The organism is Accumulibacter sp., assembly GCF_016789985.1.
Lineage (GTDB): Bacteria > Pseudomonadota > Gammaproteobacteria > Burkholderiales > Rhodocyclaceae > Accumulibacter.
This window is the reverse complement of the sequence record NZ_JAEUOL010000220.1, coordinates 1-12,513: the sequence shown is the minus strand read 5'-3', so window position 1 is coordinate 12,513 and position 12,513 is coordinate 1. Positions and strand designations below refer to the sequence as shown.

The 12,513-nt window shown below is 62.5% G+C and carries 9 protein-coding genes and 1 tRNA gene; 2 read left to right on the top strand and 8 right to left on the bottom strand.

Features of this window, described 5'->3' with window-relative positions:
• The coding region (locus tag JNK99_RS12750; RefSeq protein ID WP_291853705.1) for a MarR family transcriptional regulator at positions 1-299 on the bottom strand (299 nt) is incomplete at its 3' end.
• A gap of 140 nt (positions 300-439) precedes the next feature.
• Between JNK99_RS12750 and JNK99_RS12745 the strand changes: the two genes are divergently transcribed.
• Positions 440-577 (top strand): hypothetical protein, encoded by a 138-nt coding sequence (locus JNK99_RS12745; RefSeq protein WP_291853702.1) that lies wholly within the window; start codon positions 440-442, stop codon positions 575-577.
• A gap of 234 nt (positions 578-811) precedes the next feature.
• On the opposite strand, the gene JNK99_RS12740 is transcribed toward JNK99_RS12745, so the two are convergent.
• The 4 genes from JNK99_RS12740 to JNK99_RS12725 form a co-directional block, all read right to left on the bottom strand.
• Entirely contained in the window at positions 812-2,104 is a 1,293-nt protein-coding gene (locus tag JNK99_RS12740) for a MarR family transcriptional regulator (RefSeq protein ID WP_291853699.1), read from the bottom strand.
• A 470-nt stretch (positions 2,105-2,574) separates the two neighbouring features.
• Positions 2,575-6,006 (bottom strand): glycosyltransferase, encoded by a 3,432-nt coding sequence (locus tag JNK99_RS12735; protein ID WP_291853697.1) that lies wholly within the window; start codon positions 6,004-6,006, stop codon positions 2,575-2,577.
• 589 nt (positions 6,007-6,595) lie between these two features.
• Positions 6,596-7,144: a hypothetical protein gene (locus JNK99_RS12730; RefSeq protein WP_291853694.1), complete on the bottom strand. Its 549-nt coding sequence runs from the start codon at positions 7,142-7,144 to the stop codon at positions 6,596-6,598.
• Positions 7,145-7,602: 458 nt separating this feature from the next.
• The gene (locus tag JNK99_RS12725; RefSeq protein WP_291853691.1) at positions 7,603-8,283 is read right to left on the bottom strand and encodes a PEP-CTERM sorting domain-containing protein; all 681 of its coding nucleotides are present in this window, start codon (positions 8,281-8,283) and stop codon (positions 7,603-7,605) included.
• 477 nt (positions 8,284-8,760) lie between these two features.
• On the opposite strand from JNK99_RS12725, the gene JNK99_RS12720 reads away from it, so the two are divergent.
• Positions 8,761-8,988: a zinc ribbon domain-containing protein gene (locus tag JNK99_RS12720; protein ID WP_291853688.1), complete on the top strand. Its 228-nt coding sequence runs from the start codon at positions 8,761-8,763 to the stop codon at positions 8,986-8,988.
• Between the two features lie 69 nt (positions 8,989-9,057).
• Here JNK99_RS12720 and JNK99_RS12715 read toward each other — a convergent pair whose 3' ends face one another.
• The 3 genes from JNK99_RS12715 to JNK99_RS12705 all read right to left on the bottom strand — a co-directional run bounded on the left by JNK99_RS12715 (position 9,058) and on the right by JNK99_RS12705 (position 12,110).
• Positions 9,058-10,446 carry an SEC-C metal-binding domain-containing protein gene (locus tag JNK99_RS12715; RefSeq protein WP_291853685.1) on the bottom strand — a complete coding sequence of 463 codons (1,389 nt, stop codon included), beginning with the start codon at positions 10,444-10,446 and terminating at the stop codon, positions 9,058-9,060.
• Between the two features lie 117 nt (positions 10,447-10,563).
• Positions 10,564-11,481 carry a DMT family transporter gene (locus tag JNK99_RS12710; RefSeq protein WP_291853682.1) on the bottom strand — a complete coding sequence of 306 codons (918 nt, stop codon included), beginning with the start codon at positions 11,479-11,481 and terminating at the stop codon, positions 10,564-10,566.
• Positions 11,482-12,019: 538 nt separating this feature from the next.
• A tRNA-Ser gene (locus JNK99_RS12705) sits at positions 12,020-12,110 on the bottom strand.
• Positions 12,111-12,513 lie beyond the last annotated feature (403 nt).

Below are 12,513 nucleotides of genomic sequence, written 5' to 3'. Positions count from 1 at the left end.
CTGGTTGCCAGCGCGATAGGTTCAATTTCGCGCACGCTCTTTTTTAACTGCACCAGTCCGTACCCCTCCATCATTCTCAACGTGCGCGACAGGTTAGGCACCTGCCGCCCAGTTAGCTCTGCCAGTTCGGTCAGTGACTTGGGACGCTGGTCGCGGATGAGGCGCAGCAGGGCCTGGCTGTCCTCGGAAAGTACTGCCGCCATCGTGGCCATTGAGGGAAACCAGACTGTCGGCGTTTCTTTGCCCGGAAGCGACTCCGGGTCACTGGGACGGCGAATACCGACGATGCAGCGTTTCATCTTGGGCGTCCTGATTGACATGGCATAATTTAAGCATTTTATCAATGTGGCACAACTGCAGCCAGCTTTTGATGAACAACTTGGCTTGTTGATCATTCAGTGCGTGAATGGGGTTGTGCTCAATCAATCCGGAGCCTGCCATGAGCACCCAGCCCAACGCCCTTTACACCTACCACCAGCGCCTGCCGATGATCCTCGACAAAATCGAGGCCCAGCGCAAACTGGCCGACGACTTCGGACATCCTCCAAACCCGATCCACTGGGGGGCACGTTGGTGACCTTGACCGCCATCGGAGCTAGAGTGGCGGCTAATTGACGCACTGCCGTCGGAACCTGATCACCGGCCCAAGGTCTGCTTTGGCCGACAAGCAGCCTAACAATCTAAAGGATCGATCCGATCACGCACCAAGTAGGCCAAATTCGCCAAGGAATCGAAAATTTCGGCATGCCCGACGGATACCATGTCATTAGTCTGTTATGACTCAGATCTTTACATTTTTTGAGCCATTCTGTTACGGGGTAGTGTGGGCGAGAGCCGGGACGATGGATTGTTCAGTGATTCGACAAGCGGCGGCGATGGTAGAGCGGCCGAGGCGGGAAAGGTAATAGCGATAGCCATGAACGACCTTCTTGATGAGACCGAACTGGCGCAAGCGCCAAAGCTGGCGGGTGATGCTGGCCGGCGAGATCTGGCGCAAGAAGGGGGTGAGGTCGGCACGACGGATGCCGCGGATGTTGAATTCGGGACGCTGAAGCGCGCGCAGCAGGGCTTGCTGAGTGGCGTCGAAGAAGTTGAAGCCCTTGAGGCGATGGCCATTGACCGTCTTGGGGCTGGTCAGTCGATGCAGGTTGCGATCGCCGGCGGAAAAGTCGTCAAGCGCGGAGAGGGATTCGAGGTAGCGGCGGTTACAGCCGAGCAGGATCTCGCGCAAGTCGATGAGGCTGGAGATGGTCTTTCGGAGGGGGGCGATCTCGCGGGACGCGTGACCCTCCCGAGGTTCCCCCTTGCGGTGGTGCTTGAAGAAGGAAACGTGATTGGTCGTGGTTTCCAGACGCAGCACGCGATTGAACTTGTCGTACATCTTGACCGATACCTTGCCGAAATGGGGCTTGATGCAGGTGCCCTCGATACGGGTAGCAAAGCGGCTGCCGAGTTCCTGCGCCAGTTGCGGCGTGATCTTCTTGCCCAGGAAGGTGGCGACCTGCTCTGCCTTGACCGAGAAGAGCGCCTGTCGGGGGAGTTCCTCGTAGAGCGACTTCAGGATTGCGTCGGAGCGGAACACCAGATCGGTCGAGTACTCGACCTGCATCAGGCTCCAGTGATAGGACTGTCCGAAGACCTCGAGGATCGGGCAGCACTGCTCGGCGTAGCGGTCCAGAAGGGCATGCAGGGTGTCTGGCGAGAAGGCGTCCGCGAGTTGCTGAGCTCGCCCCCAGTCGTCGATACGGAGGAAGGCATTGTCCGCCATCGCGTAGTCGATGCCTGCCACGTTCAGAGAGCGCGCCAGCCAACTGTGGCCATTGCAATAAAACTGCAGCCGGAAGGGGCACCCCGTTGGCACGCGCAGGTAGATGAGTCCGAGGGCCTCGTCCCTCCAGTAAAAATAGTAGTGCAGGCACTTGCCCGAGGGATGGCGCAGAAAGGTCTGATGACTTTGCTTGTCGTGCCACGGTTCGTAGGCGTCGCAGGCTTCCATGGTGGAGAGCACATGCACCAATCCCGGAGGATCCCCATGCTCCTTGAGCACCGCGGCAACCACGTCTTCCTTGCGGAGGTGCGCCTTGGCGACGTGTTCGATGCGCACTCCCTGCGCGGTCGCCAGTGCCTGTGCGGCTTCACGATGCGGTCACGCAGCGGTTCGGCAAAGCGCGCGTAGTCAAAAATGCGGATGTGCCTGGCGTTGAGAAAACTTGTCATCCCCGCCGCGTAGCACGCGCCGGGCAACGTCCCAGTAATCACCATCCGGTCGTAGCAGGAGAGCATTCCAACAAGCCGATCGTGATATCGATCCGTCAGCATCTGTGTCATGGCCGCCTCCGCTTACTCACTTTGGCTATGACAAAAACCTTGACCTGTTTGGTTCCGGCTTCGCCGGCTTAGGATGATTCGAACTGTCTGGTAAATGCGAATGATTGTCAATGTTTATCTCTGATCGGTCACCCGGGTCGCAGGAGGGGGCTTCAAGAAACTGATCAGGGGGACAAGGGATCGCCTTGCTTCGACAGCCGGTCGCGGAAGCGGTCCTGGATTCGCGACCGGCGCATTCGTCGGGAATTACCGCGTCACCTGTTGCACCGTCGCCTTGCGATCGATCTTGCCCCAGCCGACCACGGCGCCTTGCAACGAGGTGAGGGTGCTCTTGATGGCCACGTAGTACATCAACTGACGATAGAAGAAGCGCTGCCAGAACAGCCAGATGAGCAGGTACCAGCTTTCCTTGCGTTCGAGAGCGAAGGCCAGCATGGCGGCCAGGTAATCGACCATCACGAACAGGGCGTAGTAGAAGAGCACCTGCCACAGGGCATCGGGCGAGTACTCCTCGGGGTGCTGCCATTGATTGAATGCGGCGATGCCGAGCGAGCCGATCAACTGCAGGTCCATGATCGGCGAGATGAGCGGGAACAGTACCTGAAAGATGACCACATTGGGCAGGGCGACGAGACCCAGCGCTCCGTAACGCGGACGGAAGAGAACGTTACGGTGCTTCCAGGCGGCCTGCATGGTGCCATACATCCAGCGGTAGCGCTGGCGGACGAAGCCGCGCACCGTATCCGGTGCTTCGGTCAGCGCCACTGCCTGGTCCTCATAGACGATGGCATAGCCGAGTTTGCGGATCGCCAGCGTCAGGTCGGCGTCTTCGGCCAGCGTCTGCCCGGTGAATCCGCCGGCCCGTTCAACCACTTCGCGCCGCCAGGCACCCACCGCTCCCGGCACCACCGTGATGCAGTCGAGGACGGCGAAAGCGCGCCGGTCCAGATTCTGGCTGGTAATGTATTCCAGAGCCTGCCAGCGGGTCAGCAGGTTGATCCGGTTGCCGACCTTGGCGTTCCCGGCGACGGCACCGACTCGGGGGTCGGCGAAGCGCCGCACCAGTCGGGAAATGGTATCGCGGGCAAACACCGTGTCGGCGTCCAGTGCGACGACGATTTCCGCCTGCGTCCTGGCAATTCCCTGGTTGAGCGCTGCCGGCTTGCCGCCGTTGTTCTTGGTGAACACGCGCACGCGCGGGTCGTCGGCAAAAGCCTCGCATACCACGCGATAGGTGGCGTCGCTCGAACCGTCATCGACGACGATGATCTCGAATTGTCGCGGGTGCTCGCCGGCCAGCAACGAGGCGATGGTCTGCACGATGACGCGTTCTTCGTTATAGGCGGGGATCACCACGGCAACCGTCGGCGAGTAAGCGGGGTCGAAGACCTGCCGGCGCTCTTGCCACCGTTGATAAACGGCCAGCGCGCCGACGAACAGCAGGCGCCCGATACCCAGCACGATTCCCAGCAGGAACAACCAGTGGATGGTCGCCACGGACCAGTTGACGATGCCGAAGGCGGCGCCATCCAGCCAGGCCCGCCAGGCGCTGTCCGCCGGCACCGGCGGCATCACCTCGTCGCGGCTGCGCCCGAGGAGTTCGGAAACGCTGACGAAGCGGAAGCCTCGCCCGTGCAGTTCCTCGACGATGCGCGGGATGGCCTGGATGGTCTGGCTGCGGTCGCCACCGGAATCGTGCAGCAAAATCATGTTGCCTTCGCCGCGCTCGGCTTCCGCCACGGTGCGCCGCACGATCTCCTCCACTCCCGGACGCTTCCAGTCGTCCGGGTCGATCTGCATGCCGACCACGAGATAACCCTGGGCTGTCGCCAGTTCGATCGGGCGTACCTGCTCGATGGTTTCCGGCTCGGCGTCCACGGCGTAGGGCGGGCGGAAGAGCAGCGAATGACGACCCACGGCGCTGGCCAGCAGATGCTTGGTGGCGGACAGTTCGAGCTGGAACTGGGTGGGCGAGATGGTCGAGATATTTGGATGGGTGAAAGTATGATTGCCGATTTCGTGACCTTCATCGACCTCGCGACGGAGCAGGTCCGGGTGCATCTGACCGTTGACGCCAATGATGAAGAAGGTCGCCGGTACCCCGGCCTGGCGCAGGGCATCGAGGATTTTCGGCGTGTACTCGGGATCCGGCCCATCGTCAAAAGTCAGCGCGATCTTCCTTTCGGCGCCGCCATGGCGGGTGATGACGTAGGGCGAGGGAAACACCGTAAAGCGCTCGGCGCGGATCAAGCCGCGCTGCGCATCGAATTCGATGATCCGGGAGCCGGTCTGTGGTTGGGCGGTGATCTCGAGAATCTCCCCCTTGCCCTCATAATCCACCCCGTAGGGAAAGCGGATCTCGCCGAGCTGAGCGGCGCGTGCGGCATCCAGTGGGCCGTTCTTGCCGAACACCTGCCACACTGCCGGATCCTCGCTGCCCAGCCGCCATAGCGCGACGCCGCGCGTTGGTATCGAGCGGAGGGCCACCAACTGGTTGAAGGTGGTCACCGCATCCAGCATCCAGACATGGTGGGTCTTGTCGTCGTCGTCGGCATAGTCGAAGTGGGGGTTGAGCGATGCCGGGTCGAGCCGGATCCGGCCTTCCGATTCCTTGGCGATCAGCACCGCTTCCTCGAAGGTTCTCTCCTCGGCCGGGCGACCTTTCTGCCAATCGTAGGCGTAACTGCCGATGGCCACGATCATCTTTTCGGCGGGTATCTCGCGTTGGCGCTGGCGCAGCACCGAGGCGAACCAGGGCAGGCTGGAGATTGGGCCGGGCGCGCTTTCGTTCCAGTGTTCGTCGTACGCCATGACGATCAGGTGGTCGGCGCTGAGCGTCAGCCGGCGGTAATCGAAAGCCGCGTCGTTGGCCGGTACATTCACCGAAACAGAGAGATTTTTTGGGTGCATGAGCGCGTAGAGTTCTGCCATGAAGCGCTGAAAATCGGGCTGCGCTCTGGGGGGAAGGTTCTCGAAGTCGATGCTGATGCCGGCGAAGTGATGTCGTTCCACATAGGCGCTCAGTTGTTCGATGGTGCGCGCCCGCGCTGCCGGGCTGGCCAGCATGCGCGCCAGTTTTGTGCCCTCCCATTGGTGGCCGTTCCAGTTGTTGACCAGCGGCACGATCGACACCTCGGGACGCCGGGCACGGATGTACTCGGTCACCTGTGCCGTGCGCGCGGCATCGTTCTCGCGCAGTGCACCGTTGTCAGCGGCCAGATGCAGCCATTCGGCGATCACCACGTCCAGGCTTTCCAGATTCTGCCTGAGCGAACTCATGCTGGCGTCGTCCCAGTTGACGAAGAATCCGATGGCCAGCATTGGCCGGTCTACCCCCGGCCCCGCCTTGCGCGGCAGCAACAGCACCTGCTTCAGACTGTTCTCGCGTTCGCGTGCCAGTTTGCGCGCTTCGCGATGCACGGCACGCTCACGTTGTGTCAGCCGCCGCTCGGCGGTCAGCGCCGGTACGGCGGGCAAGGCATGCGCACCCTGTGGCAGAAAACCGACTCCGGGCAGGTGCAGCGACGGCAGCACCGGGCTGGCGAGGATGCTCAGGACGAGCATGCCCAACAAGACCGACAGCGTCAGGCCGAGCAGGGTCATCCCCAGCCGCAGGCGTGGCCAGCGCTTGCGCCTGGGATCGAAGAAAACCGGCCTGCTGGCTGTCGGGCCGGCCAACGGAGTCGGCGAAGCAGGCGGCGGTGTATCGGGTAATCTTTGAGACATATCGGGTTCTTGGCCATTGGTCGGATGGTTTTGCTGCGCATCGTTCGCCGCGCCCGCCGCGCTGCATGGCGGTCAGGGAGTCGCGGCAAGAAAGCGGGCTGACATCGACATGGCCTGCGCGCGGCCGAAAAACGCGGGGTTGGAGAATAGCCATCCGGGGAGCTTGTGTCGAGCGGTTGTCGGGCGCTCCGGAGCACTTGGGTGCTTGGTGGGCTGCGGCCCCGCTGTCTGCCGATCGCAACGCATGCGCGGATCGTCTCGCTGATCACGGCGCGGTCAGGCGGGCGAATCGTGTCCGTCAGTGGCGGAGAATCGAGTGAGACTGGTAGAGGTAGGAACGGCCCGCAGTGTACCAGGGTACGATTGCCTGCCGCCGTCACAGGCTTTGAAACCTCAGGATGGCAAGGCGCAAGGGGCGATTACAGGAGCGTTCGGGCGCCGAAGGATCGAGTGCCGCACCACATTTCGCCGGCGATGCATCGGGCGGCTTGCGTGGCCGACACGGTGGGTCGCCAGCGGTTCGGCGTGTTCCTGGGGGAAGCTACCTGGTGCCCCGACGGATTCGGCGGATGGCCAGCCATGCCGCTCCCAGCAGCAGCGCGGTGCCTGGTTCGGGCAGCTCGGCAGACAGCGCCGTGACGCTGAAGCGGGTGGTCGCCACGTCGACGACGATGGGAAACGACAGGCCGATACCCACTTGGTCGGACAGGCTGAAATCGATGCTGGTGCTTACCGGCTGCGTGCCGGCAAAAGCCGGATCGATTTCCATGTCGAACAGTTGCAGACCGGTGATCTGCTGCCCGACCCCGATGACTGCCGGCTGGCCGGACACACCCAGCGAGTCGAAGATGGTGATGTGGTTGTTCGTCACGGGCGTGAAAACGATCGCGAAGCTGAACGCGGCGCCACTGAACTGCACCACATCGCTCCCGTCGTTGAACAGGCTTCCGGTCCACGCCAGGTGGGTACCCGCGGTGCCGCTCTGATTTGGCTGGTCCAGCGTCAGGTGCAGGGTGGCAATGGCGTTGCCGGCGACGCCGATCAAGGCGCCGCCGATCAAGGCGCGCACGAGTCGCGGCAGTAATTTCATCGGATTCTCCAGGTTCAGGGAAGGGGGGGCTTGGGTGCCGCGATCCGTAAAGCAATGCTCGTACCACGCCGTACAAACCTCTGATGCAAGCGCTTGTTCCGCTGGCACGGTTTGCCTTCCGGGCGACTCGTGTAAAGTTTCCCGACACGCGCAGGAGAGGCGTGGTCGGGTTTGTCGGTTGCGGTGCATTGGCCAGCGAGGCTGCTACCGTCGCGGTTCGGTTGAGTGGTCTTGATCAGGCGCCGGCCGGAAGGAAGCAGAAGGTCGGGGCATGTCACCACTCTGCCGAGTACGGCGACTGGCTACTGGCTGCCCGTGCTTCCGTGTGGTGGGAGCACGGAAAAGCGCTGATCCCGCTCCAGCACGCTGGTGATACCTCGAGTCGGCTCCAGCAATGAAAACCCCGGCGTGAGGCCGGGGTCGGATGAAACATCTTCGCGCCTGCCGGCGCCCGGCAACTATGCGCGCCGCCGGCGTACGGCCCCCGCACCGAGCAGGGCCAGACCCCACAAGGCCAGACTGCCGGGCTCGGGTAGCTGACCATTGCCGACACCATTCCCTTCGACGACCACGTTGTCGATCGCGAAGCTTTCGTCGTCCCCGCCCTGCCAACCAGTTCCGGAAGTGAAAAATTCGATCGTGTGCGCACCCGCCGCCAAGTTGCCGAGCGATAAGGCCACTTTATAGCCCTGGTCGCCCCAGCCCGAGACCGCAATATCTGGCCCATAGACGAGGTTGGTCAACTCCGGACCGGTACTGGGGGAGCCAAATATGTCGAAATTCTTCGAGTAGATCGTTGCGCCGTCAAGCTTGACGTTGAAGAAATCGGGCCCGCAGCAGTTGGCTCCATCCCAGGAATCGATCGCGGCCAGATCGAAATTGAGCGTCACCGAGGTCGCGGCGCTGCCCAGTGAAAGCCCGAGCACCGAGGAGGCCGCCGGATTGCCCGTGCTCGCATTGCGGAAGTACTGGTTGCCGAAACCGAAGGCAGAAAAACCCTGCGAACCGGCCAGGAAGCCTGCCCCCGACATGCCGGCGGCCGTGGCTTCGAAGTCGTTGGAGTAGAACACTGCGGCCTGGGCGGGGACCGCCAGTGCGGCGATCAAGGCAAGGGCTACGCTGGACAGAAGTCTGGGCATCGTGGTCTCCGAAGAAAGTATGGTTAATTGGGCCGTGCAGGTTATGCACGCCATTCATCTGGAGTTAAGCAATCCGCGTGCCAGGTATCTAAATTCCATAAATATATTTGTTATTCAATTGGTTGTGGATGGGCCGAAGGTTACGTGATGGCGGCGTGTAAAATTCGCCGACACTTGGCAACCCTCGTCGGTGGGCCGCAAAGTCGAAGGGAACGTCGTCCATCCTGCGGCTCCGGTTTCTCCCGCGTGCGCAGCACGAGACGCTTCACTGTATGGGGGAGGCAAGGAGCAAGGGCGGTTCCGAGCGGGGCACCGCGTGTGGAACCGGGCGTTCGCGTCACCCGTCGTCCCGGCAGGAAGCTGGGTGGAAATGGCGTGCCATGACCGGCATGCTTGCACTGACCACGGCTAATCTGCAGAATCCGGGATCAGTCAGTTGCTCGGCAAGATCCGGGAATCATCGGGAGTATCGACATCATGCCCATCTACGAATACGCGTGCGGTGCCTGCGGTCAGGAGTTCGAGAAGCTGGTACGCCAGTCCTCGCCGGCGCCGGAGTGCCCGCACTGCCACAGCACCGACCTGCGCAAGAAGCTGTCGGCCTTTGCCGCCCTCAGCGGCTCGTCTGCGGCCGTCGCCGAGCTTCCCGGCCCCTGCGGCAGTTGTGGCCAACCGGACGGCCCGGGGGCCTGTCGCTTCACTTGACGGACCGGGTTGGCCCGTTGCCGGCCTGGTCACCAGGACGGCATCTGCTGTTCTACGGCACTGATGCGACTACGGCGCAATGCCGAGCGTCCGCCAGAGGAACTCGAAAGAAATCACTCGTCGTCCTTGCTGTAGCGCAGCCTGCTCTTCGTCGACCTGGTACATGCGCAGCAGTCCCCGCACCCGTTCCAGGCCGGCGGGGCTTGCGATGGCTTGCCGCGGGGTTTTGCCGTCGAGTGCCGGGATCGGCTCATCGGCCCAGTTGGCGTAACTGTGCAGAAGGGCCCCTTCGATCAGGTCGGCGAGCGCTTCGGGCGACAGATCGGGGCCGCCACTGGTGCGCCTTGCTTCCTGACTGCCCGGCTTCCGGCGCATCAGCGCCGCGGGATCGGACAACTCGCGCGAAACAAACTGCACCGCAGGGCCGGCCAGCGAGTCGAACCACGGCCGGCCTTGGTCGGCATAAGCCTGGGTCTTGTAGAAAAGGCTGATCTTGTTGGCGCTTGTTCCGGCATTGACCGTGGCGACCGGGCGGGACTGTCCGTCCTCGCAGTCGATCAGACGACTCCAGCCAGACTCCCGGTTGCCTTCGATATCGCCCTGGGCGGACAGTGCCTGCGTCAAGGCGGCCCAGTCCTGCACCCGGTAGTGGTCCGTGATGAGCAATATGGGCTGATTGGAATAGGCGTCCATCAGGCTGGGCAGCGGCATCGTTGCGCAGAATTGTGCCAGCCACGCGCGCCGGATGATGAAGCTCAGAAGCCCCGGCAGCTCTTGCCGAGGGCCGGCGTACCGATTCACGCGTTCGCGCAGGCTGGCCAGGACACCGGGCCCGACGAGGGGCGAGAACGGGTAAGCGGCGCCGGAGAGTTCGTAATGGCCATCGACCTCCATGATCCGTGCACCGACCTGTATGCCCGGTCTGGCCGCCTGGCTTCCCAATCTTTCCTGCACGACGATCGGCGACGAAGCGTCGCCGTCCAGAGAATCGCATAGTGTCATCTGCCGGCCGGCAACGACGTCGGTCACGTCGTACAGGCGTAGTGGGCGTTCTGCCAACTGCTCCAACCAGCTACGCTGCTCGACCGTGAAGAGCGGTCCGCCGCGGCCGAGCAGATACTCCGCCACGCGTTTGTGCTCGCCTTGGGCATGGATGTGGCCTTCGGCGATCAGCCACTCGGTGGCGTTGATCTGAATGCTGTGCCAGGTTTCCTGATCCTGCGCTCGAAGAGCCTCCTGCTCCTCCTCGCTCAGGTTGTCGCAGAGCATTGCGTCAATCGCGACACTGACCGCCTTGCGATGTTTGTTCGCCAGCCAGTCCAGCGCGCGGTCGACCGCACCGGCGTGATCCTTCCTTTGCTGTTCGGCAGCGGCAACGCCGGTGTTGCCGCAGCACTGCTTGAACTTCCTGCCGCTGCCGCATGGACAGGGGTCATTGCGCCCGATCTTTTCGCCCATTGACTGGCGTGCTCCTTTCCGGTGCTTGTTTGCCTGCAGTGGAGGTTTGCTCGCTGATTCGGTTTGCGGGAACCGGAGTCGACCTGCCGGTCATTGTAGCTGCCATGGGGCCGAGCATCATTGTGATCGATCGGCTCTGCGCGTTTCTCTCTGGACCGGCAGATTGACCAGCACGATGCCGCTGGTGACGCAGGCAACGGCCGCCACGAAGCTGGGTGTCAGCCGGTCGCCGAGGAAGAGCACGCCGCAGGCGACACCGAAGAGCGGGGTGAGGAAGGAGAACACCGACAGCCGGGCGGTAAGGTAGCGGGTGAGTAGCCAAAACCAGGTGAGGTAGCTGGCGAAAGCGACGATCACGCCCTGGTAAGCGAGCGCCAGAAGGATCGGAACGGAGAGGCTGCTGACCCCGGTTTCGCCGATCAATGGCGAGAGCGGCAGCATCAGCGCAGCCGACACCGCGAGCTGATAGAAAAGCACCTTGCTGGCGCTGATCCTTGCCAGTTCGGTTGCCCGGATCAGCACCGTCGTGGCGGCCCAGCCGAATGCCGCCAGCAAGCCGAGGAGATCACCGATCCAGGCGCCAGGCGGCGCTCCACTCTCGCCGGCGAAGCCGAGAATGATGCCGGCGAAGGCGAGACCGACTCCGGCGAAATGTCGCCAGCGCATTTGCTCTCCCGGTACGAAGAAGTGCAGGCCGAGAACCGTCAGGCAGGGCGCGGTGTAGAGAACGACGATCATGCGCGAGGCGGTGGTGAACGAGAGCCCGAGGTAGATGAAGACGAACTCGACGGCAAACAGAAAACCGGCGAGCAGGCCGTTGCGCAGGGTGCCGTCGGCCCGCGTGAGCACCAGGCCGCGCCAGCGCGCCCAGAGAGCCAGGAGCAGCAGGGCGATCGCCGAGCGCAGGCCGGATTGCAGAACCGGGCTGATGCCTTCACTGGCGAGCTTGATCGTGACCTGCTGAAAACCCCAGGTCGCGCAGAGCACGATCATCAGGGCGAAGGCGGCGAGGTCGGGTGGCTTGCGTTCGTGCATGGGTGGTGTCGCTGGTGGCTCAATTGACGAGAACTGCATAAGGATGCGGCGGTCGGTTGTGCCCGACTCCGCGCGGCTTCCGATTATCGCGAGATTGAGTGCTTGGTGACAGAGATCTCTCGGTTGCCCGTTGAATCCGTTGCTGGCGTGAGCCACCGGCCATTGAGCAAGACCACATGGCAACCGGGAGCACCACCAGCAAACGCAGGCCAGCCAGCCGTCCGGTAGCCCGACCCGACTCCCTCCCCGTTGCCTGTTGCCCTCATCGACCGCCGCGCGAGCCATATCGTCAGGTTCGGGAGTACGGCCGGGAGGCCTGTACTGGTCGATACGTGTGCTCTGGTGCGGTTGGCCGGGCAACACCACAACGCTGTTGAATTGTGCCGGTGACGCGCTCGGGGTGATCCCAACGGCTTGAGGCCGCTCACGGCATTGAGCCGTCCTGTCGCCATGATGTCCGGCCTGCCCGCGCTGCTGCCAACGTTCATGCAGTCGATGCTTGGGATTTCTCCGGCGGTGGAGCGCAGGGCCGATCTTTTGGCGGAAGCGGTGAGATTCGAACTCACGGAGGGGTATCAGCCCTCGGTGCTTTTCAAGAGCACTGCCTTAAACCACTCGGCCACGCTTCCAGTAATCTGTCGCACCCCTTGGGAAGTTGCGGAAAAGATGCAAAAATTTATCTATAAATCAATGTTGAATGATGCGATGCAACTGCTTTGAAGACCGGCACAATCGACCACTGTGTGACGCTTCCCCATCGACGCTGGAGATTGGGTGTGGCCTGTGCCGGGCCCGGCGCAGCGTCTGCGGCGGCACAGATGATAGCATGGCTTTCTTTCCGATTCTGCGCCATGGCGCGTCAGAGGCAAGCGTCTGTGCCGCCCCGGGTCTCCCCTTACCACCCATCACTTTTAATGTAATCTCTGATTATTACGAGGCAACACATTGAGAGACGATGGGAAAGACAGATAAGTTAGCGGACGAGGTACGGTTTGGTCTGGAAGAGGCCCTCCCTGGGATGCGCAAGACGAT